We start from the raw sequence: 24522 nt of genomic DNA, 5'->3' as shown, positions 1-24522 counted from the left end.
ATGGGATAAATCATTCTAGAGTATAAAGAATAAGCTTATGGAAAATTCTCAGATGCCCTATGAGGGGCAACCCACAGAGGGCTATTATGAACTAGGAGGTGATGTCGTCGCCCAGCGTGCCGTACAGCGCACATTCCTATGGATGACGCTTGGGCTGGCTATTACAGGGCTGGCCTCGGTCTTCACGGTAGATAGTGGTCTTGTCTTCCGCATGCTGGAGGGCAATATATATTGGTTCTTGTTCATTGCTGAGATCGCACTTGTGTGGTTCCTCTCGGCACGCGTGATGTCGCTGAGCCTACCCGTTGCGACTGGGGCCTTCGCTCTCTATTCGATCCTCAATGGTGTGACGCTGAGCCCAATCTTCCTAATCTATACAAGTGAGTCAATTGCCTCTACGTTCTTCATTACGGCAGGGACATTCGGGGCTATGGCGCTCTATGGTTACATGACTAAGCGTGATTTGACTCGTCTCGGGAGTTTGCTCTTCATGGCGCTCATCGGGGTTATAATTGCTACGGTTGTGAATATCTTCCTTCGCTCGGAGATCCTAATGTGGATCATTACCTACGCAGGGATTGTGCTCTTCGTTGGATTAACAGCCTATGACACACAGAAGGTTAAGCAACTTGCAGCCCAAACGGCTCATGACGAAGAGCTCTCTAAGAAGGTCTCAATCATTGGTGCACTTAACCTCTATCTGGACTTCATTAACCTCTTCCTCTATCTCCTGCGCCTCTTCGGTCGCCGTAATTAGTCGGGTATAGATCCTTTATATAGCAAGGGCTGCAACTAGGTCTCTAGTTGCAGCCCTTGCTATTTGTTGCTCAGTCTTAGGTGAAGTGTGGGTACCTCTATGCTCTTCGGATGGCTAGATGCTTCTTCATCCACGAAGCCCCTTTATCTAAAGGGAATTATAGAGGTTGCTAACGAGTTACCATAAGTCGTTGTGACGAGTTATGGTAAGTCTTCACGACGACTTACCATAACTCATGAGAACGATTTGCCATAACTCTTTGTGGAGAGTTACCATAACTCGTTGGCTTATCCTTTTTGGCTTCTTCTATGTTGCTTGGAACTAAGGCTTTGTAATCAGTCTGAGATGGGCTGTTTTGGCTTTTTTACAGCAGGGGAAAATTGTCCTATCCTTTCTTAAAGAAATGCTTATCTTTGTCAGGACGCACGAAGAGTACGACTCTTCTGTCGCCATAACTGCAGACAAACAAATGTAACCAGATATGGATGCAAAAATTCAAGAACTGACCGACAAGATCTTTAATGAAGGTGTCGAGAAAGGCCAAGCAGAAGCAAATCGCCTCATAGCCGAAGCCGAAGCTAAAGCACGAAAGATCGAAGAAGATGCCACACGCAAGGCCGATGAAATCCTTCGCATCGCTGAGCAACGCTCTAGCGAACTAACGAAAAACACAGAGTCTGAGCTCAAGCTACATGCTTCTCAGCTCATCGATTCCCTCAAGAGCAGTGTTGCCGATCAGATCCAGGGCGAGGTGGCCAAGTCTAGCACACAGGCTCTGCTCACCGATAAGGCCTTCCTGCATAGCTTTATCCTCAAGCTTGCCGAGCGTTTTGACCTCACACACGGGCTGGAGATTACTACGGCAGACGCTGAGGAGCTGCGTAGCTACTTCACAGCGAATGCTAAGCATCTCTTGGAGCAGGGGGTTACGATTCGTGCCGTAGCAGGCAGACCGACTGACTTCACCTTGGCACCGAAGGATGGTAGCTTCAAGATTCAGTTTGGTGAAGCAGAGTTTGTAGAGCTATTCAAGAGTTTCCTTCGTCCTGAGATGGCCAAGATACTCTTCTAACTAAAAGAGGAAGAGCAAGCCATGGCTAAGTATTATGCGCTTGTCGCAGGGTTACCTATTGTGACTGCTGAGATGCAGCGTCCCCCTGTGACAACGGAGGAATTCTATACGGAGCTACAGAGCGTCCTCACCCAACAAGACCGAAGCTATCTGGAGCTTCTACGTCTGGGGGCTACTCATGGGGCACTCCTAGATGCTCTTTTGCATGAAGGAAGTGAAGCTAATGAATCCTCTTCCATGCAAAAGGATGAAGCTGAGGCTCAGAGCGATGAGGCTACCAAGGTAGAGCTACCTATCCTACTTCAGCAGGTAATAAAGGCTGCACAAGAAGGGAAGAGACTCCCGAAGCAAAAGCTACTCCCTGAGTATCAGATACGGTTTGTCTACGACCTTTTCTTTGTGCCTAAGCGTTCGGCATGGGATGATGGTTTGGTTGAACCTACTCTTATTGATCGGATGGGGCATAATCGCCTGGCATTGGAGGACCTCCTGGCACAGTACTATTATGAATGGGCAGAGCGAAGCAGTAGCTCCTTCCTGCAGGAATGGTTTCGCCTGAACAAGAACATCCGTAATATCCTTGCAGTCCATACTTGTCGCCGTCTCGGCTGGGATCCTACTCGCTACATTGTCGGTAGGGGTAGGGTAGAGGAGCAGCTTCGCACGTCGAAGGCTAAGGACTTTGATCTGGGTGAGGAGCTTCCTTATCTGGGCGAGGTGCTGCGTATCGCTGAGGAGCGAGACATCGCACGGCGGGAAAGGCTCATTGATCTGCTGAAGTGGCGCTGGATGGACGAATGGACGTTCGTGCGTGTCTTCGATATTGATAATGTGCTCTGCTACTACCTACGTCTCAGTATCCTGGAGCGCTGGAGCGAGCTGGATGAAGCTACGGGCGAGCGTACCTTCCGAGAGATTGTCCTTTCTCTTAAAGGGGAGAGTGCCAAGGTGCTGGAGGACTTCAAGCGACAGCAGCGTCACTAGCCGAAGGAGCTAGCCACTATACATATAGATAAATAGAAACAACACAATATAATGGCAACAAAAGGTATCGTAAAGGGTGTCGTCGGTAACCTCGTCACCATCGAAGCCGATGGTCCTGTGGCGCAGAATGAAATCTGCTACATCACCGTCGCAGGAGTACCCTTGATGAGTGAAGTCATTAAGGTAAATGGGAAGAATGCCTACGCGCAGGTCTTTGAGTCCACTCGTGGCATGCGTATTGGTGATCCTGTCACCTTCGAAGGGCATATGTTGGAGGTCACACTTGGCCCCGGAATGCTCTCGAAGAACTACGATGGCTTACAGAACGACCTAGATAAGATGGACGGGGTGTTCCTTAGCCGTGGCTCGTATACTTATGCGCTGGACGAGGAGAGACGTTGGGACTTCAAGCCTCTGGCAAGCGAAGGCGAGCGTGTCACTGTAGGTGATTACCTCGGGGAAGTCATAGAGAACTTCCAACCTATTAAGATCATGGTACCCTTTACCTTCGAGGGGCTGTATACGCTGAAGAGCATCCGCCCAGAGGGCGCATATACCGTACGGGAAGAGATTGCTGTCCTCGTTGATGATGAAGGCAAGGAACATGCTGTCACGATGGAGCAGAAGTGGCCCGTCAAGCGACCCATTACATGCTACGTGGACAAGCCTCGTCCATACAAGCTCCTAGAGACAGGCGTGCGTATGCTCGATACGATGAACCCCATCGTAGAGGGTGGCACGGGTTTCATCCCTGGTCCTTTCGGTACGGGTAAGACGGTGCTACAGCACGCTATAAGCAAGCAGGCAGCAGCGGACATCGTTATCATCGCAGCGTGTGGTGAGCGCGCTAATGAGGTCGTGGAAGTCTTCAAGGAGTTCCCTGAACTCAAAGATCCCAACACGGGTCGCCCTCTTATGGAGCGTACAATCATCATTGCTAATACCTCGAACATGCCGGTAGCTGCCCGTGAAGCCTCCGTTTATACGGCGATGACGATCGCAGAGTACTACCGTTCGATGGGATTGAGGGTGCTGCTGATGGCGGACTCTACTTCTCGCTGGGCGCAGGCACTGCGTGAGATGTCCAACCGTCTGGAGGAGCTTCCCGGGCCTGATGCTTTCCCGATGGACCTCTCGGCTATCGTGGCGAACTTCTACGCTCGTGCGGGCTTCGTGCATCTAAAGAATGGCAAGACAGGTTCGGTGACGTTCATTGGTACGGTGTCGCCTGCAGGAGGTAACTTGAAGGAGCCCGTTACTGAGAACACGAAGAAGGTTGCTCGTTGCTTCTACGCCCTCGAGCAGGAGCGTGCCGACCGGAAGCGTTACCCTGCTGTGAACCCCATTGATAGTTACTCGAAGTACCTAGAGTATCCCGAGTTTCAGGCCTATGTCGCCGAGCGCATCGGGTCAGGGTGGATCGAGAAGGTCGCTGAGATGAAGCAGCGCCTCATACAAGGGAAGGAAATCTCCGAGCAGATCAACATCCTTGGGGATGACGGTGTGCCACTAGAGTACCACGTGACGTTCTGGAAGTCGGAGCTTATCGACTTTGTGCTTTGCCAGCAGGATGCATTCGACGAGGTTGATTGCAATTGCCCTATTGAGCGTCAAGAGTACATGGCGGATAAAGTCATGGACATCTGTAGGATGGAGTTTGATTTCGAGGGCTTCGTAGAGGTTAGTGACTTCTTCAAGGAGCTCATCAACGCCCTACGCCAGATGAACTACACCCTCTTCCAGAGCGAGGACTTCCGTGCGGCCGAGGAGAAGGTCAATGCACTTGTTTCCCAAAGAGCTAAAAACTAAACGACAATGGCTGCAAAAGCATTCCAAAAGATCTACACGAAGATCGAGAACATTACGAAGGCAACCTGCACGCTCCGTGCCGAAGGCGTGGGGAATGAGGAGCTTGCTACGATCGATGGGCGTCTAGCGCAGGTCGTGCGCATCATGGGACAGGAGGTTACGCTCCAGGTCTTCGGTGGTACGGAGGGCATCCCTACCAATGCTGAAGTAATCTTCCTCGGGAAGGCACCAACCCTGCAGGTAGGCGATCAGCTCGTCGGACGTTTCTTCAACGCCTACGGGCTTCCTATTGACGGGGGGCCTGCTATCTCGGGCAAGGAGGTTGAAATCGGTGGCCCCAGCGTGAATCCCGTTCGCCGTGAGCAACCCTCTGAGCTGATTGCTACGGGTATCGCAGGGATTGACCTGAACAATACGCTCGTTACCGGACAGAAGATTCCCTTCTTCGCTGACCCTGACCAGCCATTCAACGAGGTAATGGCGATGGTGGCGCTACGTGCCAAGAGCGACAAGATCATTCTCGGCGGTATGGGCATGACAAACGATGACTATCTCTTCTTCAAGAACACGTTTAGCAATGCAGGTGCGCTGGATCGTATCGTCAGCTTCATCAACACCACGGAGGATCCCTCCGTCGAGCGTCTGCTCATCCCCGATATGGCGCTCACTGCGGCGGAATACTTCTCCGTTGAGAAGAAGGAGAAAGTCCTCGTGCTGCTTACCGACATGACGAACTACGCCGATGCCCTGGCCATCGTCTCCAACCGCATGGATCAGATTCCATCGAAGGACTCGATGCCCGGCTCGCTCTACTCCGACCTAGCGAAGATCTACGAGAAGGCGGTACAGTTCCCCGATGGAGGCTCGATCACCATCATTGCCGTGACGACGCTCTCGGGTGGTGACATCACCCACGCCGTCCCCGACAACACGGGCTACATCACGGAGGGACAGCTTTACCTACGTCGTGATAGCAACGTGGGGAAGGTCATTATCGACCCCTTCCGTTCGCTCTCCCGCCTGAAGCAGTTGGTAATCGGGAAGAAGACGCGCGAAGACCACCCGCAAGTGATGAACGCTGCCGTCCGCCTCTTCTCCGATGCAGCCGGTGCGCAGACGAAGATGGAGAATGGCTTCGATTTGACGGACTATGACAACCGCACGCTAGCCTTCGCTGCGGATTACTCGCGCGATCTGCTGGCCATCGACGTGAATATCGACACCGAGCAGATGCTTGACACGGCATGGCTGCTCTTCGGCAAGTATTTCCGTCCTGCCGAGGTGAACATCAAGCAGTCGCTCGTCGATAAGTACTGGCCAAAAGGCTAGAAATCAATAGCTTCTAATCCCATCCTATATCCTAAAAAATGAAAGGTAAAGGCTCGATTCTGCGACCAGTATACCTCGCACTTGCGAGGTATATACGTCGCAAATGCGAGGTATATTGGTCGCAAGTGCGAGGTATATTGGTCGCAACGGTCAGCTTTTTCCTCCATTCCGCAAGGGTGCTGGGTAATAGTTTTTCGTATTCATAAACACTTAAATCTGTATTGCTATGGCAATCAAGTTCAGGATTTTCAAGCGCACTGTACTGCTTGGGAAAGACAAGGGCAAGACGAAGATCTTCGCCCAATCAGTCACAACAAAGAAGATTACCTTCAAGCGTTTCTGCGAGGAGGTGGCCGACGGCTCTACCGTAGACTCTGCTGACGTCAAGGCCGTCTTTGACCGCATGGTCAAGGTGCTTAAGCGTCACATGGCTGATGGTGAGGCTGTGGACTGCGGAGAGCTAGGCACGTTCACGCCTACCTTTGGCTCCGTGGGGATTGATGAGAAGGAGACCTTCGTAGCCTCCAAGCACATCAAAGATCCAAAAGTCTCCTTCCGTGCTAAGCCCGACTTCAAGGACCTCTCTGGCGTAAGTTTTGAACGTATTTCCGAAGAGGAAGAAGCCGCTCGCAAGGCTTTGGCTGAGAAGAAAAAGGGTAAAAAGAAGCCCGGCGGTGGCAGCGAGCCTGGTGGCGGAGGCGTTGGCATCTAGTCACAAACTCTTCCCTCGAGGTTGCTCGCCCAAGACAAACGCTACGGCGGGCAACCCTCGACGGGAAAATCAAAGAAGACAATGAACCCAGGTATATTCTTGTTCCTTTGCTCCTCTTTCTCCAGCGTTGCTCCCCTCTTCAAAGAGGCTTGCCCCGCAGAGCTACAGGGAAAGGTCGTCACATTCATCCCTACAGCCAGTAACCCTGAGTCGTACAAGGCGTACGTCAAATCGGGACAAAAGGCATTGGAGAAGTTTGGGCTGAAGGTCGAACCTTTGGATGTCGCAGAGGCTTCTGCCGAAGAGATTGAAGCCTCTCTTTCTCGGGGAGACCTCATCTACGTCTCTGGAGGGAATACCTTCTACCTCCTTCAGGAGCTCCAACGTAAGGGAGCCGATAAGCTTATCCTGAGAGAGATTGAGGGTGGGAAGCCTTATATAGGTGAGTCTGCAGGGACGATGATTCTTGCCCCAAGTATCGAGTATGTTCAGCTTATGGACAAGGCTAGTGTGGCACCTGAACTAACCTCTTTCGCTGCCCTAGGAGTCATTTCTAAATACCCTCTCCCTCACTACAAGAGCTTCCCCTTTGCGAAAGTAGGAGAGAAGATTATCGCTACCTATGGCGAGAAGCTCCCTCTCGTGCCAATCACAAACCATCAGGCAATCATCGTCCGAGGAAATGACCTTACGGTCGTGACTAAAGAATAATAAGGAAGCCATTCAAGACTTATGGCGATACGATTTCAATACAACAAGACCTCGCTGCAACAGCAGGAAAAGGCGCTGAAAATGCGCGTACGCACCTTGCCTACTATTAAGGCTAAGGAAAGCGCCCTCAGACAGCAGGTCAAGCATACGAAGATGGAGGTCGAGCGTCTGGAGGCACGCCTCGAGGAAGAGCTACGTGGCTACCAGGGAATGGTACGACTATGGGGCGAATTTGACCCCAGTCTCATTACCGTGCAGAGCGTTGAGCTCTCGATGAAGAAGATCGCTGGTGTCATGCTCCCCGTGCTGGGTGACATCCACTACGAGATACGTCCCTTCAGCATCTTCAATGCTCCCAGCTGGTGGGCTGAAGGTATTGAGTTGCTCAAGACCCTTGCCACCGTGGGCATAGAGGCAGAATTTCAGCGACTAAAGATGGAATTCCTCGACCACGCTCGTCGCAAGACCACCCAGAAGGTAAACCTCTTCGAGAAGGTACAGATACCTGGCTATCAAGACGCCATCCGAAAGATTAAACGCTTCCTCGAGGACGAAGAGAGCCTCTCGAAAGCGTCACAGAAAATCATGCGCTCCAACATGGAGCGTCGTGCCCAACAGGAAGGAGGTACTGTGCTATGATACAGCCAATGAATAAGTATGCTTTCCTCGTCTTCCACAAAGACTACGAAGCATTTCTTGAGAAGCTACGTACGCTGGGTGTCCTGCACGTCAAGGAGCAAAAGAATGCACGTGAGGTCGATGCTCTGCGTGCCATAATCTCCGAGCGAGCACATATCACAGAGACTCTGCGCTCGCTGCGTCCTTACACCACCGAGGAGCGTGCTTCCTCGCCCAACCTCTCTCAGAATGAGGAGGCAGGACGTGCCCTCATCGCAGAGATAGAAGGCGAGCTACAGCGCCTCGCCTTCCTAAACGAGACTCTTACGTCGTTTCGTGCCGAGGCTGACGATGTGCGTCCCTGGGGAGCGTTCGATGTCTCTGCACTCACTCGCCTTGAGGGGGCAGGCTACGCCCTTAGCTTCTTCACCATACCCCTAGCTCGCTTTACCGAGGCCTTCCAGAGCGTACATGACGCCCTTCCCATTGCCGAGCAAGCTGGTAAGCAGTATTTCGTCCTCCTTCATCACTCGTCAGATGCCCCCTCCCTGCCTGATGCAGAGCAGGTGGCACGCCCCAGCCGGAGCGTTGCGGAGCTGGAGACGCTCCTAGAGAGCACCGAGGAGGAACGAGACCACTTGATCCAGAGCCTCACCGAGCGCACCCAGCATTGGTTGCCTGAGCTAGAGGCGTACGATACATTCCTAGAGAACCGCTTTACCTTCGGTAGTGCACAGCTTCAGGCCGATCGCCTGATGGATGAGCGGCTCTTGGTGCTCGAAGGCTTCGTCCCCGCTAGTGAAGCCGAGCAGTTCGAGCTAGCGCTGGAGCAGGCTGGCTACTGCTACCGTCAGGTAGAGTTTGACCCTGAGAAGGAGCGTGTACCCATCCAACTGAAAAATAATTCCTTTACGAAGAGCTTCGAGTTCGTTACTGGGCTTTTCTCTCTGCCTAACTATCAAGAGATTGACCAAACGTACTTGATTGCGCCGTTCTTCATGCTCTTCTTCGGTATGTGCTTCGGCGACGCAGGCTACGGGCTGATTTTATTCTGCGTCTCCACGTACTTTAGGCTAAAGAGTAAAGACGCAGATACGAGCCTGCTTGCTCTCGGGCAGTGGCTCGGAGGGGGAGCGTTTGTCGTTGGTCTCTTGATGGGTGGTATCTTCGGTATCTCCCTGCCTTGGGCCAGTGACAAGAACTATATCTTCAGTCAGGATAACCTGATGATGGTTTCTATTCTCATAGGGATCATCCAAGTACTGCTTGGGAAAACAATCGGAGCTTACAAGAAAGGTCGCCAACTTGGCTGGAAGCATTCGCTCGCGGGCTATGCGTGGGTGCTGCTACTGATAGCGCTGGGGCTGATCTACGGTCTCCCCAAGGCAGAGATTGTCCTACCTCCGGCAGTGAACTATGTCCTGTACGGTGTGGCTGGCCTTGCGGTGCTCGTGGCTTTCTTCTATAATAGCCCGGGTAAGAATCCATTCGTAAACTTAGGCTCTGGACTCTGGACGACCTACGAAACGGCATCAGGTCTCTTGGGTGATTCGCTCTCCTATATACGTCTCTTCGCTATCGGGCTGACGGGCGGTATCCTAGGTAGTGTCTTCAATCAGCTAGCCCTGTCCTGCGTACCTGCTTCGGGTAGCGGAGCATCCGCCGTGAGCTACGTTGTGGGCTGGCTAGCTGCCCTACTGATCCTACTCTTTGGGCATGGTATCAACTTCGGTATCGCTATGATCGGTGCCTTCGTCCATCCGCTACGTCTGACCTTCGTTGAGTACTATAAGAATAGTGAATTCGAGGGCGGAGGTAAGCCTTACACTCCCTTTAAGAAGAAATAAAATAGCAACATAAAACCATATTAATTTAAGTAGAATCATGAATGAGATGTTATCTTTCCTCGGCATTGCGCTGATGGTAGGTTTGACGGGTATCGGAAGTAGTATCGGTGTAACGATTTGCGGTAACGCAGCAGTCGGCGCCATGAAGAAGAACCCCGATTCCCTTGGCCAATATATTGGGCTCTCTGCGCTGCCAAGCTCGCAGGGTCTCTATGGGTTCGTAGGCTTCTTTATGGCTAAGAGTGCCCTCGATAAGCTTTTGGCTGCCGGTGCAATCACACCATTCACAGCATGGGCTATCTTCTTTACTGGTCTGATCCTAGGCGTCGTAGGTGCCTACTCGGCGATACGTCAAGCACAGGTTTGTGCCAATGGTATTCAGGCGATTGGTAATGGAGAGAATGTGTTTAGCGCTACGATGGTGATGGCTGTCTTCCCTGAGCTATACGCAATCCTTGCCCTTCTAGTGACAATCCTGACGGTACTGTCGCTCTAAGAGCCTCCTCCCCCAAAAAGCGCAAGGCGATGCAGTTATCTGCATCGCCTTGCTTTGTTTTATGCTTTAGGGCAGCTTAGCTCAGTCTCTAGGAGTACTTTAGGCTGTCCTAGTTTGCTTGTGGGACTATTCGTCTTCTTCCCACTCACCGAGGCTTCCGTTTGCGGAGAAGTTAATCAGCAGATTTAAGCCATTACGTAGCTTAATTGCCTCTGCCTCGGGGCGCTGATAAGCCTGTTGCTTTGTTCCGTTTTCCATATACTAGTTATCTGTACGCTTGAAGAATTTCACAATACTGTATAGCTGGTGTGCTGTTCCCCAATCTGCCACTACGGCATTGTTTAGGATACTGAACGCACCAAAATATCCATCCTTAGCGATGTAGTCCGCCACGGTACCTCCACCCCATGTCGTGCTCTTTTGGGTAGCCTTATCGGGCGTAACACCAACTTCAGCAACGCCATAGAAACGAATCTGTCGTGTCACAGCACCACTGCTATTGAAGACGTTGCTTGTGGCTAGCTCCTCTGCACTTGAGATATCTAGTACACCAACGGGAGCACATGTGATGATAAGTCCACCACCGCCCTGGGCGAGGGTATAGCGGAAGGCAAAGCGATTATCGTTCGAGAGCTCAGCATTGAAGTCTGTCTCTAGCGTTGTTCCTGTTGTAGCATAAGCCAGTACATAGAAAGATTGTCCAGGCTGAAGGTCAGCGTTTGTCTGAGGGTTATAGGTCTGATAAGCGACAGAAGCCTTGTAGTTGTTTACTTGCACTGCAACTACCCCATTCTTTACTCGTTCGTATTGCTGTGGGGCAATTCGGTTCGGTGCAAAGAGGATGCTATTCCACTCATGTCGGTTAGGTAGGTGCCACTGAGTTGCTCCCGTCTTAGGGAAGGTGTGGTTGTCTCTTGTGTACTTACCTCGTATATAGGCAGCCTTGAAGTAACCTACCTTATCTGTACATTATAAGTTGAGAGGTTGCTGTAGTTGTAGTTGGGGAGGTCGACAAAGTCGGTCTCCTGATAGTTTAGGACGTCCTCAGAGAGTAAGCTTAGGGGGTTCGCAATCCGAGTGCGATACAGCGTAATCTCTGCGTTATAGAGCTTACCATTCTCGTAGTTTGGTGTCGTCTTGGTCAGCTTCATCTTACTATAGAGGCGACCTGCAGGAGCATCCTTAGCAATAAGGTCAAGTTTATAACTGTTCTCGTTCGTGGGGAGTGTTGGCACCCAGAGGATGACAGACTGGTCACTCTTTGAGTTGGCTATCCTAATTTCCTTAGAGAGCGGGAAGGTTTGTTTTCCTTCATAATCCTCACGGGTTAGGGTTTTTGCCGTAGCATTAAGGCTAGCACCCTTAGCGATGAACTTACTGCTCGTCAGCCCACTAATCGTAACATCATAAAACGTTTTATTTGTCATCTTCACCCGCACGAGGTGTCCATAGGGCTTAAAAATCTTTGTCTCCGTCTTGGGTACCCAGAAGCCACTTACATTTCGACCAAGCTTTACGTCCATGATGTAAGGGACGTTGAGCGTAGCAGCTTCTGTCTCAGAGAAAACCTTAATCTGATTTCCTGGTGAGTAAGAAGAGGAGAGTGAAAGGCTATTAGGTGTTCCTGTGGCGTCACCTAGCACTGCGATGAGGCGAAGGTTGTTGGGGTTAGAGACTACAGCTGTAAAGTTGATGTTTTCATTACACTTGAGGCTCTTCCCATCATCACTGACGTCCCAATCATGCTTTTTGCTGTATAGCAGATTGTTCCCCTCATAGATGCAGGTGAATACAGACACCTTAGACTTACCCTCAAGGGTGTACTTTACCTTTCCAGAGGAGAGTTTATAGTCCATAGCACGAGCTGTAGCTCCTTCATCGACTTGTGCTGTGAGATCTAGCTGAAGATTGTACTGCTGGGGCTTCTGCTGCTCTTCATTCTTGTTACATGAGGCAAGTGCAAAGAGCATAGCTAGAGCCAGTAGGGTTCTTTTCATTCGCTGTTTACTTTGATGTTTAATAGAGACACAACTATCAGGAAGGTACATTAGACTAAGAATGTACCAGCCCCTAGGTGGTCAAGAAATAAGAGAAAGTGTACTATAAAGTGTGAAGGAGTTTAGTTTACAAGAGCATTGCTCTTACTCTCTTCGCCTGCAAAGATACAAAAAAGATTCCGAGTTTTATTTATGTTTTACAAAAGCAATAGACTTAGCCATGTGTTCTTCGGAATTGAGGTGACCAGGGGCTTGGTATCCTCTGTGACTCGCTATTGGAGGAGTTGGGAAAAAAAGACGGATTAGATGTGACCTCTGAGCTTCTTGTTTGAGTTGTTGTAGCCCCATAGTCAGGGTAATATAATCGGTGCCTTAACAGAGATGTGCTTGTCTACAACTGAGCTCCAAGAGGAATGGGCTGAGGAAAAGATGTATAACGATACGCCCCATAGTCACAAGGTCGGACTATGGGGCGTATCGTTGAGGTTCCTGGCGGAGTTATCCTAGTCGCTGTTATGTGATTCGAAATCAAAGGGGTGGATTGAAGTCTCTCAGATTGAATGAATACGAGGAATAGGGGGATTCTCAAGGCTTTCTTTATAAGATTATCTTAAAAATTTGCGACCCTATTTGCGACCCTTCTTCTTCTCGTGAGCCAGCTGTCTTGCTGTGGTAGTCTATCCCCAAGAAACCTTCTTAGAATTGTCAATCACGGGCTATCCTATTACTTAAGTTCTCTATAGGAACTTGCTTGCAAGAGCCACTTCTACCAGAGTCTATCTAATGGATGCCTTTGACTTTGCCCGTAAAGAAAAATCAGGGATTATTCTTTTACTTTCAAGTCAAATCTTCTACTTATAAACTCTCTATGGGTTAGATCAGAAAAGTAGAAGAAAGATCCACTAATACCAAGATATCAATCATCTATTTCTCATAATAGTGTTAGGCTATATTATCAAGAGAACCTGCGTATTTTTTCCCTTTATTATTACGTGACATCTCTCTTTTGACCTTATTTATTCGACTCCGTGTGATGTTGAGAGCTTGCTTCGATAGTGAGCTACCAAAGAGAGTCCTCGTGACAAGAGGGAAGTTTTCAATCTTCCACCCAAAGTCTTTTCTTCCCGAAGAGAGATAGCGATATACATCAAGGGATAATCCCACTTTTCGGGAGGCGGCATTTTGGCTACTCCTGTGGGTCGCAAGAGAGATTATGCTTTGAAGTTGAGCTTTTACCTGTGCCTTGGCTTGTACTGAAAGATCATTAAAATGTCCTAGAGCAAGAAAGAGCTGCTCCTGCTTCTCAAGGTGGTCTACGATATCTCTCTCAGCTTCATTTGCTAGATATGGAGAGTTCCTATCTAGATGTGGTTGGAAGAATAACTTCTTATACTCTTTCGCCCAAACTTCGTATAAGCACCCATAGCTATCTAATAGCCCTTCTAGGATAGAGCAGTGTCCAATCTTATGGGTTTTGAATGCTTGGCGATTGGGTAGTATGAATTCTATCCGCAGCATATTTTTTGTTTTAGCTACGACAGATGCCTGCTTATCTTTTTTTCTCGGAGTGGATTTGCTTTCTACTTCCGCAAGCTTGTCATATATGCAGGCTACTTTTTGCTTCCAAGCATTTCGCTTATGAGAGCTTCTTTCTTTATCTCGATACCTATCCTTACGATAGAATGTCACAGAACCATCTCTCTGTTCTATGTCATAAGTACTATAAGCAACGAGAGTAGAGGTGAAGACTGATGCTGAGCCTCGAAGAGGAATGTTTAGCCCTAATTCACATTGGGTAATATGCCCTTGTCTTAGCTCCTCAAAACTGATCAATAGGAGCTCTGCGACTTCCTCAAAGGCTTCCTTTGCTTGCTGGATACTGAGATCTTGAGTAGAAGAAGTATCCTCAAAGTACCATTTGCGAATGCTCCCTCTGATATTCAGCCTATGGGATGGGATGTGATATCCGAGAGCTAAGGGAGCGTTGGACTTGTTAGACCTATACAAGAAATAGTTTTCCCATTCTTTCGCATTGGGGCGTAGGCTACAATTGTCAAAGCTCCCTGTAAATCCATTGAGGCTGATCTTGATGTTGTCGATCATTTCTTTCTTTTTTTAGACCATACGGAGGGGGATTTTCCCACTCTTCTTCCTATACTATATCAGAAAAGGTGCTTTACTTCATCGGTGAAATGTATTTTACTGTTCAATGAGGGTCGTAATTGGTTGGTATATAAATAAATGAAGGGAGGAATTTTTTTTCCTCCCCTCACTGCCTGTAGACTATGATGATCTCCTAGAGCCTATTTTGTCTGCTTGTATTCAATTTGACAGAGTGCTTGCATCTTCTCTTTTTCCTCCTCTGAGCCGTCATAGAGATCCTGCCAAACATGCCTGAGGCTTATGCGGTGTCTATTTTCGCCCCAATTCTCTTGCTCTTTGCTAAATAGATAGTTCGCAAATACCACACACTTTGTATTGTGCTTAGATAGAGTTAAAAGTTTCTTCTCCTTTTTCTCAATCAGGCTTGTGTTATTGCTTGTTGTTATCTGGGCAAGTATCTCTGTATCTCCATACGATATACCCCATATATCTACTATATGAGTTGTTCCTCCATACATAGGGGCAGGTCGTAAAAGATATAGGTCATACGCTTCCGCATGTTCAGATGTGAGCCACAATTTGCACATATCTTCTGTCGCCTCATCGGATAGGAGGCTGTAGTGATATGGGTACACAATACCATAGTAGGCTCTATAAACAGCCTGCCGTTTTCGCTGATTAACTACATGGTGTATAGTCCCACTATTGGGACTTAGATTCTTAAGTATCGGATAATCTGCTGGGTTAAGGCTGGCATGGAGCATGCCCCAACGAGGGGTACAATAGACACTCTTTAGCTTGAAGCAGTAGAGTCGGTAGCCTTCGTATTGTTCAACATAAAACTCTGTACCCTGTTTAATAAGTCCAATACGTAGATCTTGATGCCCTTTATAGGAAGCTACAACAAGAACATCCTGCTCCTTGACCCTATTGGCTAGACTAATGAAGTCCTGGATGTATTTGCCTTTCTTAGGTCTAGCCATACTTTTTCCTGCAACAAGCATGTCGAAGTACTCTTGGTGACCTTCATCATTACCCGTCTGGGCATAGTCTTGTACACAGATAGAGACTATAGCCTCCTTATGTAAGCGATCTGTATGCAGAGCTTGCTTGTCGGTATAGTTAGTGTACCATACGTAGACAGGCTCATCGAAAAGAGGGGATTGTAGCCATATAGCCTCTGCCTGCTTGGTCGCAAAAGCAAGCACCCGCTCTCTCCAAGCCTTGTCATTATCTTTGAGTAACTCTGTATCTTCTGCTGGGAAGTACTTCTTTGCTAAAGCTAGCTCGCTATGTCTGTGTGTGGATGCATCCCATATTTGAGGATTCAGATGTCCCTCGATATGAGGTGGGAGGTTATAGGATTTTGCCTCTTTAAGTAATTTAAGTGTGGTTTGCTCCCACGAATTGTATAGACCCTGATAGCTCCAAGAGCTAGTGCTTGTAGCTAGCTCAAGCCTGCTGTCTATGTCTATTATGCGATGATAGATGGACCCCCGGTTCCTTGGCTCGAGTAAAGGGCGGTAGGGAGGGCGTTCTCCTATGTCTGCGAGGAGCTTCTCGCGCATAGAAAAGCATTTAGAGAGTATTCCTTCTAGTGTGTCTGCGTATTTTTCAAAGGATAGTCTGCGTATTTTTTTCCAATGTTCGTGTGATTTGATGAAATCTAGCAGGTCTACGATATCTCTATCTGTCTTATCCGCATGATATCTATTATGCACACGTAGCATCACGTCAAAACCGACAGAAAGGAGTGTGCTATGTACAGCATTATAGCGCTCAAATCCTTTGGGTGCTTGCTTCTCTGTTAGGTATCGGTAGGCTTCATCTTTGATATGATAGCCAGCCCAAACTAGATGAGCTAATGTGAGTATCCGTTCATCCTGGGTGATGCTATGTGCCTCATGGCAAGAGTCTTCAAATAGAGCTTTGGGATTAACCGTAAGTCCTAATGTCTCAAATGCGTTAGAGCTTCTCATTTCGTTCAGAAACCTCTCTAGATAGCCACTGAGAGAAAATAGAGTTCACCTAAAGAAAAGTGGGCTACCATCCGCTCTCATCAGGTATCGCCAAACACCTAAGCATACGCAGACAGAAGCCCACCCTATACGAGGAGCATCTGTACCTTGATATGCTTTACGAGAATTTGGCGATTTCGATGAGCAAGGCACTTCTCTAATATGTCGCCCCGTAGGGCTTCAACAAAGGTAACGCAAATTATCCAATGGAGATATTAGAGTTGCACTCTTGTATGGGTGGGCTTAGTTAGATGATTGAGAGTCTATCCTTGTGTGTCTTAGCTTGTCTTTCTGTCCATTTCTGATATCTTCCCGTTATTGTTGTAGATGAATGTCCCAGGATGTTGGCGATAAAGTACTCCGAGATGCCCTTTTCTGCCAAAAGGGTTGCTAGTGTTCTGCGAGCTGTATGGAATGTGATATGTTTGCCTATCCCTAAGTGCTCTGCTGCATCTTGAAGATACTTGTTTATCTTATTTTGATTGCGAAAGGGGAAGATAAACTCATCTGAGATTTCCTTTAGCTCTTCTCCCCCAGGAGAGTATATTTTGAGTAATAGATAGGCACGATCAGGCAGTGGGATTATGACCTCTTTTCCAGTTTTCTTTGTTTGTAGCTTTAGGATCCAGGATTGTTCATCTGAAATATCGATATTTCCCCATCTTAAGGATGTAGCATCACTAATCCTCAAGCCTGTAAAGCAAGAGAATATGAAAATCACCAAAGAATTAAATCGATTCTCTCCATCTTCCGCCAAATCATACTCCAAACCAAACGTGCAGAGATCTAGGAATTTAAGAAATTCATCCTCTGTGAGGTATACATCATTTTGCCGTTCTTTGGGAAGCTTAAATGCTTTCTCCTTAATGGGGTTGGGTAAATCTACTCCTAAAGCTTGTATGTAGCTTATGACGGAAGAGATACGTTTAAAGTGATTCTTTCGAGCTCCGGGAATATCACCCTTGCCATCTTTTCTTGCTTTGGAGAGTAGATAGCTATCGAATCGCTCCAAAAGAGATAGAGAGATATCCCCTATTTTAATCTCTGATTTGAATCCCTTGAGAGCCCAAAGTGTAGAGTGGTAGCCTCTTCTTGTGCTATTTGACAATGAGCCCCTATCCATGCCCGTACGTACATACTCCTCCCAGTAATCGTAGAAAGAGCTACTCTTTCTTGGTGGTTGGAGGTTATCTCCCTTTATGATCCTATCAAGATCATCCTTGGTAAGTTCCTGCTGAGTAATGAATGCTTGCTCTAGGCATAAGTCGATACGAGCTTTTTCCTTTTGTATTAAAGCGTCATTAAGCACGTTCCTTGACCTCTTTAGCTCGTCATCCCACTCTCCCTCTTGCACTGAGATATTAAGGCTGTATTTCGGCTCTAATGTGCCCACGCGCTTAAATCTCACGTATAGGGGGATGCTCCCGTCCTTTCTCTTCTTGTCTTTGGGTAAGAATAGTGTTGCCCGTTGTTTCTTGATTATTGCCATTCTCTATCACTGAATATCAGACTAAGATAGCACTATTGCTCAAATCAAGAGCTAAATGTCTCTATATCCTTGGCTAGCTCTTTAGCTATTGATAGATTGTACTTGAGATAGCGCTGGGTCATATCTACCGACTTATGTCCAAGGTATTTCGAGATCTTGTATATATCCACGTTGTCTATTACGAGTAGGGTTGCAAAGGTGTGTCTAGAGCTGTGATAGGTTATGTGTTTGTCTATCCCAATGAGCTTAGCATATTTCCTTAGTGCTTTGTTGAAGGTTGGTTCTGCAAACCATTTGAATACTTTCCCAATACCTTTTGTCTCCTTTAGCCTCTCTTCTAGTATACGCTTCGCAAGGGGGAAGATTGGTGTTATGACTTCATTCTTGGTTTTTATCATCGTTTTGTGGATGATGCCATTTTCAAAGTCTATGTCCTTCCATTCTAAGTCCAAAGTATCTGAGAAACGTAGCCCACAGAAACAAGAGAATTGATACATCTGTAGTACATTGTAGTCAGTGCTATCTTTCTCAAGAGATAGAGTAGCATCTCTTAGCTTCTGTAGCTCATCTTTATTGAGGTAAACTTCTCTCGCATTTGATTGAGCGATCTTAAACCACTTGTAAGGATTCTCAATAGGAATACGATGTTTCTCTATATCTAGAAGAACTGTACGTATGTTCTTGTGTTTGGGGTTTCTTCCTCCTGCAGAGTTTCCATTAACGTCTCTCATATAGGCATCGAACTTCTCTATAAAGTCCAGGGTGACATCACAGATACGCACTTTGTCTCGAAATGCTTTTAGGACATTGTAGGTTGTGAGGTAGACACGTATCGTTTCTTTATTGAGTCCTTCTTTGCGTCTCCTTTCTACGTAGGATAGGTAGTATTCATAGAAGGATCTTTGCTCTGGCTTGGCTTCCTCCTTCCCTTTGTAAAGGCTTCGAACGAGATTTATAGATAGCTCTTTCCCTTCGAGGATGGCATTGTGTATGGCTAACTCAAGCTCGAAAATCTGCTTGTCAAGAATAAGTCGTAGACTTTTTTCTTTGACCTCTTTGTGCTTATCATCCCAGTCGTCGGGGCGCACATCAAACCCTGTTGAGAAGCGTATCCCCTTATCTCGCACCCGTACCCGAAGATCTATAGGGTATTTACCATTCTTTTTTATAGGCTTATCCTTGCGGATGGACTTACTGATAGTGTATTCTGACATTCTTACTTGCTTTTGAATGATCGTATTCCATACACTAAGTTCGGTAATTGTCAGGAAATAAGCGTGATATGTCCGTTTGAAGGAAGAGGTATAAAGGTAGAAGGCTACATTAGGTTTGTTTAGCCGTGTGGAGAGTGCTATTGAGAGAAGACTTCGTGATGAGCTAAAATGGGATGGTATTTTTTCCCCTTATAAGGTGAAATAATCAGCGTGTGCATCTAGAGGTGAGGCGTGCACAAGTTGGAATGAGAGGGGGAGGTTACGACCCTATTTGCGACCCTGTTATTATAAGAGAACTCCGAAACCCTTTAGAATCAAGGATTTTGGAGCTTTATTTGAGGTTCCTGGCGGATTCGAACCGCCGTAAACGGTTTTGCAGACCGGTGCCTAGCCACTCGGCCAAGGAACCCTATGCTGTGGCTTTGAGGTGCAAAGTAAGGAAAAACCTTTTGTATACGCAAATGTAGTGAATAAATGGAGGTGGTAACTTCTAAAAATCAAACTCTTATGATAGAATAACTCTCCCTCAAAAATACCCTTGTAGAGAGTTACCATAACTCGCTTTTACGACTTACCATAACTTGCTCTAACGAGTTACCACAACTCTCTAAAACGAGTTACCATAAGTCGTTGAGACGACTTATGGTAACTCGTCATGCCCCTCCGACTTATGGTAACTCACTGCTCTGCTATTCGGTGGTTATAATACTGACTTACATGGGTTTAAGTGAGTGTTCCATCTGTGGAGAATTTATTACAGTGAGCGGGGCTTTACCGAGCGAAGAGAAGAGGCTCCGCTGTGGGGCGCTGAGGCTGTAGCTTCCCATCGCGATAGACACATTGTCCATTGAGGTAGGTTCGCACAATGCTATGGTTAAACGTGTGTCCTTCGAAGGGAGACCAACCACACTTGGAGATAATGTTCTCCTTAGTCACTGTATAGGATGTATGTGGATCTACGAGCACGAGGTCGGCGTAGTAGCCTTCCCTGATGTAGCCCCTCCCCTGTATAGCAAAGAGCTCTGCGGGTTTATGTGACAGGCGATCAATGACTACCTCTCGGGTGAAGAGACCTTGCTGAGCCAGGTCAAGCATGGCTATGAGAGCGTGTTGTGTCAAGGGGCCACCACTGGCTGCTGTGAGGCAATTACCTTCCTTCTCAGAGAGGAGGTGAGGGGCGTGATCCGTTGCGAGGACATCAATCTTACCTGATTGCACTGCCTGACGTAGGGCATCACGGTCGTGCCGGGTCTTGACTGCCGGATTCCATTTAATTCTATTCCCTAGCCGGGCATAGTCTTCGTCAGTGAAGATGAGGTGATGCACGCAGGCCTCAGCTGTAATCTTTTTCTCTCGTAAGGGAATATCGTCTCTGAAGAGAGAGAGTTCACGCTCTGTCGAGATATGTAGGATATGTAAGCGACTCCCCAGGCGGGTTGCCAGCTCTACTGCTTCACTCGATGAGCGGTAACAAGCCTCTGCACTCCGTATCAGTGGATGGTAGTGGATATCCAGATGATCAGCACCGACGGTCGCTAGGTAATGCTCTTTGTTAGCTTGGATGATGTCTTCTTTCTCGCAGTGCGTGGCGATAATGAGGTCAGTCTCTGAGAAGATACGCTCTAGGGTACTAGGATTATCCACGAGCATGTTCCCCGTGGATGAGCCTAAGAAGAGCTTGATACCAGGTGTGTGAGCTCGGTCAATGAGCTTTAGCTCGTCTGCGTTGTCATTCGTACCTCCAAAGAAGAAAGAATAGTTGGCCCATGAGGTTTCGGCTGCACGCTGCATCTTCCACTGCCAGGCCTCTAGACTCGTTGTCGGGGGCTTGGTGTTGGGCATCTCCATGAAGGACGTTGTCCCTCCAGCAATAGCAGCACGACTCTCACTCTCGATGGTGGCCTTGTGCGTTAGCCCTGGTTCGCGGAAATGTACTTGATCGTCAATGCAACCTGGTACGAGGAGTAGCCCTTCTCCTTGCACAAGGTCATCTACCTCTCGCAGAAGTCCCTCTGGGTAGGTATCCTTGCCTTCATATATATTGGAGATGGTAGCCCCTTCAATAAGAACTGAGGCAACGTAGCTACGCCCTTCATTGACGAGCGTAGCGTTTTGTATGAGCTGTCGCATAAGTAAAAGATTGATGAGCTATGGGGAAGGAATGATATAGAGAGCCTAGGGTGAATACGACTAGAAAGGATAACCAATACCAAAGTGCAGTGCCACAAGATCACTTAGCTTTTGATAGGTAATCACCCAAGGGCGGTTATTTTCCGCTTGAGGATCATATAGCTTAGAGCCGAGGTCAAAACGCAAGACAAAGTAATCAAAGTCCCAACGCAAGCCTAACCCTGTGGCAAGAGCAATCTCCTTATAGAACGTACGCCACTTGAAGTCACCCTTGGGCTGGTTTTCGTACGGACGTATCGTCCAGATGTTACCAGCGTCCGCAAAGAGTGCTAGTTGAACTGGCCCTAGGATGCGCATGCGGTACTCGGCACTGAGCTCGAGGCGGATGTCGCCCACTTGGTCAAAGATTGACCTGCTGGCAGAGCGTGGCATGCTACCAGGACCAAGGCTTCGGGCACCCCAACCGCGTACGCTGTTTGCTCCCCCAGCGAAGTAGCGAAGATCCACAGGAACAAACTGACTATTCCCATAGGGTACGGCTATAGCCAAACCTAGATGGTAGGCAACGGCATTACCTTCACCGAGTTTCCTTAGCCCACTATAGTCAAATTCTCCTTTTACAAACTGTGCAAAGTTTGTCCCGAAGAACTTGTATGAATCGTATCCGTCTCGCTCTCTACCCAGAGCCTCGGAGAGTCCGTAGAGCAATGCTCCAGAGGACTGTAGATACAGCCTAAGGTTGTGTACCCACGGAGAGGAGGAAAGACGATAGTCATTCAGCGAGTTGTAGCGCAGGAGGTAGGAGGCCCCCAAGACGAACTGATCCCGATAGTTCAAGATCTGAGTAATGAGGGGCATCGACTGACGGAAGCTCTCATTGACATAAACGAAGTGGAGGAAGTCTAAATCCAGCACTTTGAGGTGGTGACGATAGGCAGGTGTATAATGGCTATGCCAGCTATAGCCCCATTCGAGGGAGAAAATATCCCTACTGAACTCTGGACGACCATGGTAGTCATAGCTCACTTTGAGATTGGTAGCTGACTGGTAGTTTGAGGGTCCTCGGGAATTGAGGAAGGGAACTAATAGCCTTGGGAAACTTAAAGAGCTCTCTATCCCATAGCTGTAGTGGTCATCCACACGGCTACTGAAGGCCTCATAGCCTCCTCGTAGCTGGAGCTGGAACTGCTCCCCCCCAGAGAATAGGTTGTTGTGCTGGAACGTCAGTGAGGCACTAACACCGAGGTTCCCGGAGGAATTCGTGCCAACGATGTCACCACTGAGGCTCTTACTCGGCTCGGGGGCAGTAATGATATCACAGTTGAGGAGTGTGGAATCCCCTCGAAGTGAGTCTATATAGTAGCGTAGGGAGATGTTCCTCAGTGGGGCTAGGTCGGAGAGTGCTGCATAGGTGCGAGAGGTATTCTGCTGGCTGTAGAGTGTGCCAGGGCGCACCCAGATGCGGTGTGCTAATTCGCCTGGTCGTATGTAGTGATTGGGGTCGATGGAGAAGGCAATGCCCCCTAGGCTATCTTGTCTGAAGGGACGTTCGCGTTCGCTACCCTCGTGCTTGAAGCTGACTTGACCGATGCGGTACACTTGCTGAGGGACGGAGATTGTCTTGCGTACCCAAGCGTTCTTTATCTCAAGTGTATCCACTTCGTAGCGCACACTATCGGAGGAGAAACTGTAATAGCCTCGGTTCATCAGGATCTGGGAGATGCGCTCACGTTCACGTTGCATGTTTTGCGGCGAAAGTACAGATCCTGGAGAGAGGTGTGAGGTATAGCTCTCGCCACGGAAGAGCCTCATCTGATGAAGACTGTCCTTAGGGTAGAGTAGTGCCTTCGCAAGGCTATCGGTTAGTACCTCCTCTTCATGCCCGACATAGAAGAGCGGGCCAGGCTCGATGTGGTAGTGGAGCTTGGCTTTCTTATAGGCAGATGTATCTACTTCCAGTGTCGTTTGGGCTTTGAGGTAGCCCGCATTGTACATGGCAGCCGTAAGGTTAGCTCGTCCAAACTCTGCCTCTTGCTCGCTGTACAAGACAGGTGGATCCCCCCATTTACGTAGCTGCCTATTTAGGAAGCTATTGCTCTTCGGGTTGCTTAGGCTATATACACCGAGCGTCCATTTGAATAATCCGAGTATTCGGGTATTGGGCTGCTGCGTTAGGTACAGCTCTAGATCCCCCAATTGCTCTCGCTCGTAGGGTGTCAGTGAGTCGATCTGGATCTTCACTGAGGAGAGTAGGTAGCTCCCATCTGGCACATGCCTAGCCGTGGAGCAGGCAGAGGTGAGGATTAAGAGGAGAAGAGCAAGTGTAGCGTATCTATAATTCTTCATCAAAGCTTCCATATCTTCCAAGCTTCATCCGCCTGGATGTAGAGCATCTCTAGTCCGTCCTTGATCCGAGCCCCCCTCTGCTGAGCCTCTTGGAGGAAGGCCGTGGGGGAAGGATTGTAGATCAAGTCGTAGCAGAGGTGCTGATCTGACAGAGCCTCATAGGGTAGGGGAAGGAGCTCTCCGGGACAAAGTCCAACGGGGGTGGCATTGATCCACAGCCGACATTCCTTGGCTAGTCCTCCTCGGAGCTCCTCATAGGCGATCATCCCTTGGCGAGGGTGACGGCTGACCTGTTGCCCCTCTAACCCAAGTAAGGATAAGGCACGAAGTACAGCCGAGGCCGCCCCTCCACTCCCGAAGACTAATGCTCGTGGCCTCTGCCCACCTAGCCAGGTAAATAGGGAACGTCTGAAGCCCTCCACATCCGTGTTATAGCCGTAGACCTGAGTCTGACCTGTGGCGCTTCGTCTGATCCGAAGGACGTTGGTCGCTTGTAGTGCCTCTACGTCTGGGCTTGGGACATCCACGTAGCGAAGAACCTCTCGCTTGTAGGGGAGCGTGACATTGAGCCCACAGAGATCGGGCTCTCGGGCGAGCAGGCTGGGAAGCTCCTCGATCGAGGCAAGCTCATAGGGTAGATAGCTCGCATCAATCCCCTCACGAGCGAAGAAGTCCCCAAAATATCCAGGGGAGAACGAGTGGGCAAGTGTCCGGCCTATCAGGCCGTACTTGCGCCCCGAGCCTCGGGGGGATTTGCTCTGGTGATCCTGTCCGCTCTGTGGTGCCATCAGCTCTGTCTATGGAACAAAAATACAACAATTCATATCTTGCTCCCTCAGCCAACGTGCCCAGCACAGGCTTTGGGGGCTCATGACGGAGCTTTATGTCAG

The 24522-nt window shown here is 48.6% G+C and carries 20 protein-coding genes and 1 tRNA gene; 10 read left to right on the top strand and 11 right to left on the bottom strand.

What is annotated here, in order from left to right; translation table 11 throughout:
* Positions 1 to 37: 37 nt before the first annotated feature.
* From HMPREF0636_RS02100 to HMPREF0636_RS02055, 10 genes are all read left to right on the top strand, one after another.
* Positions 38 to 757 carry a Bax inhibitor-1/YccA family protein gene (locus HMPREF0636_RS02100; RefSeq protein ID WP_005467300.1) on the top strand — a complete coding sequence of 240 codons (720 nt, stop codon included), beginning with the start codon at positions 38 to 40 and terminating at the stop codon, positions 755 to 757.
* A 481-nt stretch (positions 758 to 1238) separates the two neighbouring features.
* The gene (locus tag HMPREF0636_RS02095) at positions 1239 to 1829 is read left to right on the top strand and encodes a hypothetical protein (RefSeq protein WP_005467301.1); all 591 of its coding nucleotides are present in this window, start codon (positions 1239 to 1241) and stop codon (positions 1827 to 1829) included.
* A gap of 21 nt (positions 1830 to 1850) precedes the next feature.
* Positions 1851 to 2813 carry a DUF2764 family protein gene (locus HMPREF0636_RS02090; protein ID WP_044168189.1) on the top strand — a complete coding sequence of 321 codons (963 nt, stop codon included), beginning with the start codon at positions 1851 to 1853 and terminating at the stop codon, positions 2811 to 2813.
* 51 nt (positions 2814 to 2864) lie between these two features.
* Positions 2865 to 4622, top strand: coding sequence for a V-type ATP synthase subunit A (locus tag HMPREF0636_RS02085; protein WP_044168188.1), 1758 nt, complete (start codon positions 2865 to 2867; stop codon positions 4620 to 4622).
* A gap of 6 nt (positions 4623 to 4628) precedes the next feature.
* The gene (locus tag HMPREF0636_RS02080) at positions 4629 to 5951 is read left to right on the top strand and encodes a V-type ATP synthase subunit B (protein WP_044168186.1); all 1323 of its coding nucleotides are present in this window, start codon (positions 4629 to 4631) and stop codon (positions 5949 to 5951) included.
* Between the two features lie 226 nt (positions 5952 to 6177).
* Complete coding sequence (locus HMPREF0636_RS02075; RefSeq protein WP_052328701.1) at positions 6178 to 6663, top strand: HU family DNA-binding protein; 486 nt, start codon at positions 6178 to 6180, stop codon at positions 6661 to 6663.
* A gap of 81 nt (positions 6664 to 6744) precedes the next feature.
* On the top strand, positions 6745 to 7374 hold the full coding sequence (locus HMPREF0636_RS02070) for a Type 1 glutamine amidotransferase-like domain-containing protein (RefSeq protein WP_044168185.1): 630 nt from the start codon (positions 6745 to 6747) through the stop codon (positions 7372 to 7374).
* A 21-nt stretch (positions 7375 to 7395) separates the two neighbouring features.
* Positions 7396 to 8013 carry a V-type ATP synthase subunit D gene (locus tag HMPREF0636_RS02065; protein WP_044168184.1) on the top strand — a complete coding sequence of 206 codons (618 nt, stop codon included), beginning with the start codon at positions 7396 to 7398 and terminating at the stop codon, positions 8011 to 8013.
* Positions 8010 to 9839 carry a V-type ATP synthase subunit I gene (locus HMPREF0636_RS02060; RefSeq protein ID WP_044168182.1) on the top strand — a complete coding sequence of 610 codons (1830 nt, stop codon included), beginning with the start codon at positions 8010 to 8012 and terminating at the stop codon, positions 9837 to 9839. The genes HMPREF0636_RS02065 and HMPREF0636_RS02060 overlap by 4 nt, the downstream gene beginning before the upstream one ends.
* A 37-nt stretch (positions 9840 to 9876) precedes the next feature.
* Positions 9877 to 10335, top strand: a complete 459-nt coding sequence (locus tag HMPREF0636_RS02055; RefSeq protein WP_005467310.1) for an ATP synthase subunit C-like protein — start codon at positions 9877 to 9879, stop codon at positions 10333 to 10335.
* A gap of 126 nt (positions 10336 to 10461) precedes the next feature.
* Here HMPREF0636_RS02055 and HMPREF0636_RS08530 read toward each other — a convergent pair whose 3' ends face one another.
* From HMPREF0636_RS08530 to HMPREF0636_RS02005, 11 genes are all read right to left on the bottom strand, one after another.
* Positions 10462 to 10593 (bottom strand): hypothetical protein, encoded by a 132-nt coding sequence (locus HMPREF0636_RS08530; RefSeq protein ID WP_005467311.1) that lies wholly within the window; start codon positions 10591 to 10593, stop codon positions 10462 to 10464.
* Positions 10594 to 10596: 3 nt separating this feature from the next.
* The gene (locus HMPREF0636_RS02050; protein WP_044168180.1) at positions 10597 to 11112 is read right to left on the bottom strand and encodes a hypothetical protein; all 516 of its coding nucleotides are present in this window, start codon (positions 11110 to 11112) and stop codon (positions 10597 to 10599) included.
* Between the two features lie 176 nt (positions 11113 to 11288).
* The gene (locus HMPREF0636_RS02045) at positions 11289 to 12332 is read right to left on the bottom strand and encodes a hypothetical protein (RefSeq protein WP_155807268.1); all 1044 of its coding nucleotides are present in this window, start codon (positions 12330 to 12332) and stop codon (positions 11289 to 11291) included.
* A gap of 942 nt (positions 12333 to 13274) precedes the next feature.
* Positions 13275 to 14435 carry a hypothetical protein gene (locus HMPREF0636_RS02040; protein WP_044168177.1) on the bottom strand — a complete coding sequence of 387 codons (1161 nt, stop codon included), beginning with the start codon at positions 14433 to 14435 and terminating at the stop codon, positions 13275 to 13277.
* A gap of 200 nt (positions 14436 to 14635) precedes the next feature.
* Positions 14636 to 16414, bottom strand: a complete 1779-nt coding sequence (locus tag HMPREF0636_RS02035; RefSeq protein ID WP_044168176.1) for a hypothetical protein — start codon at positions 16412 to 16414, stop codon at positions 14636 to 14638.
* 286 nt (positions 16415 to 16700) lie between these two features.
* Positions 16701 to 17942, bottom strand: a complete 1242-nt coding sequence (locus HMPREF0636_RS02030; RefSeq protein WP_044168173.1) for a tyrosine-type recombinase/integrase — start codon at positions 17940 to 17942, stop codon at positions 16701 to 16703.
* 44 nt (positions 17943 to 17986) lie between these two features.
* Entirely contained in the window at positions 17987 to 19156 is a 1170-nt protein-coding gene (locus HMPREF0636_RS02025) for a site-specific integrase (protein WP_044168171.1), read from the bottom strand.
* Positions 19157 to 19494: 338 nt separating this feature from the next.
* Positions 19495 to 19565: transfer RNA gene (locus HMPREF0636_RS02020), tRNA-Cys, on the bottom strand.
* 362 nt (positions 19566 to 19927) lie between these two features.
* Positions 19928 to 21286 carry a dihydroorotase gene (locus HMPREF0636_RS02015; RefSeq protein ID WP_044168169.1) on the bottom strand — a complete coding sequence of 453 codons (1359 nt, stop codon included), beginning with the start codon at positions 21284 to 21286 and terminating at the stop codon, positions 19928 to 19930.
* 60 nt (positions 21287 to 21346) lie between these two features.
* Positions 21347 to 23632 (bottom strand): translocation and assembly module lipoprotein TamL, encoded by a 2286-nt coding sequence (gene tamL, locus HMPREF0636_RS02010; RefSeq protein ID WP_248616855.1) that lies wholly within the window; start codon positions 23630 to 23632, stop codon positions 21347 to 21349.
* A complete protein-coding gene (locus HMPREF0636_RS02005) occupies positions 23632 to 24420 on the bottom strand; it encodes a shikimate dehydrogenase family protein (protein ID WP_044168165.1) in 789 nt (262 codons plus the stop codon). The genes tamL and HMPREF0636_RS02005 overlap by 1 nt, the downstream gene beginning before the upstream one ends.
* Between the last annotated feature and the right edge of the window lie 102 nt (positions 24421 to 24522).

Source organism: Porphyromonas catoniae ATCC 51270 (genome assembly GCF_000565015.1).
GTDB lineage: Bacteria > Bacteroidota > Bacteroidia > Bacteroidales > Porphyromonadaceae > Porphyromonas > Porphyromonas catoniae.
Note: the sequence above shows the minus strand (reverse complement) of the source record. Positions and strands in the feature narration are given on the sequence as shown.

Coding starts and splice junctions, on each gene's coding strand:
- HMPREF0636_RS02095 (WP_005467301.1), top strand. CDS start 1,239: ATGGATGCAAAAATTCAAGAACTGACCGACAAGATCTTTAATGAAGGT.
- HMPREF0636_RS02055 (WP_005467310.1), top strand. CDS start 9,877: ATGAATGAGATGTTATCTTTCCTCGGCATTGCGCTGATGGTAGGTTTG.
- HMPREF0636_RS02030 (WP_044168173.1), bottom strand. CDS start 17,942: ATGGCAATAATCAAGAAACAACGGGCAACACTATTCTTACCCAAAGAC.
- HMPREF0636_RS02090 (WP_044168189.1), top strand. CDS start 1,851: ATGGCTAAGTATTATGCGCTTGTCGCAGGGTTACCTATTGTGACTGCT.
- HMPREF0636_RS02015 (WP_044168169.1), bottom strand. CDS start 21,286: ATGCGACAGCTCATACAAAACGCTACGCTCGTCAATGAAGGGCGTAGC.
- HMPREF0636_RS02100 (WP_005467300.1), top strand. CDS start 38: ATGGAAAATTCTCAGATGCCCTATGAGGGGCAACCCACAGAGGGCTAT.
- HMPREF0636_RS02060 (WP_044168182.1), top strand. CDS start 8,010: ATGATACAGCCAATGAATAAGTATGCTTTCCTCGTCTTCCACAAAGAC.
- HMPREF0636_RS02070 (WP_044168185.1), top strand. CDS start 6,745: ATGAACCCAGGTATATTCTTGTTCCTTTGCTCCTCTTTCTCCAGCGTT.
- HMPREF0636_RS02085 (WP_044168188.1), top strand. CDS start 2,865: ATGGCAACAAAAGGTATCGTAAAGGGTGTCGTCGGTAACCTCGTCACC.
- HMPREF0636_RS02040 (WP_044168177.1), bottom strand. CDS start 14,435: ATGATCGACAACATCAAGATCAGCCTCAATGGATTTACAGGGAGCTTT.
- HMPREF0636_RS02025 (WP_044168171.1), bottom strand. CDS start 19,156: ATGTCAGAATACACTATCAGTAAGTCCATCCGCAAGGATAAGCCTATA.
- HMPREF0636_RS08530 (WP_005467311.1), bottom strand. CDS start 10,593: ATGGAAAACGGAACAAAGCAACAGGCTTATCAGCGCCCCGAGGCAGAG.
- HMPREF0636_RS02075 (WP_052328701.1), top strand. CDS start 6,178: ATGGCAATCAAGTTCAGGATTTTCAAGCGCACTGTACTGCTTGGGAAA.
- HMPREF0636_RS02045 (WP_155807268.1), bottom strand. CDS start 12,332: ATGAAAAGAACCCTACTGGCTCTAGCTATGCTCTTTGCACTTGCCTCA.
- HMPREF0636_RS02005 (WP_044168165.1), bottom strand. CDS start 24,420: ATGGCACCACAGAGCGGACAGGATCACCAGAGCAAATCCCCCCGAGGC.
- HMPREF0636_RS02080 (WP_044168186.1), top strand. CDS start 4,629: ATGGCTGCAAAAGCATTCCAAAAGATCTACACGAAGATCGAGAACATT.
- HMPREF0636_RS02035 (WP_044168176.1), bottom strand. CDS start 16,414: ATGAGAAGCTCTAACGCATTTGAGACATTAGGACTTACGGTTAATCCC.
- HMPREF0636_RS02065 (WP_044168184.1), top strand. CDS start 7,396: ATGGCGATACGATTTCAATACAACAAGACCTCGCTGCAACAGCAGGAA.
- tamL (WP_248616855.1), bottom strand. CDS start 23,632: ATGAAGAATTATAGATACGCTACACTTGCTCTTCTCCTCTTAATCCTC.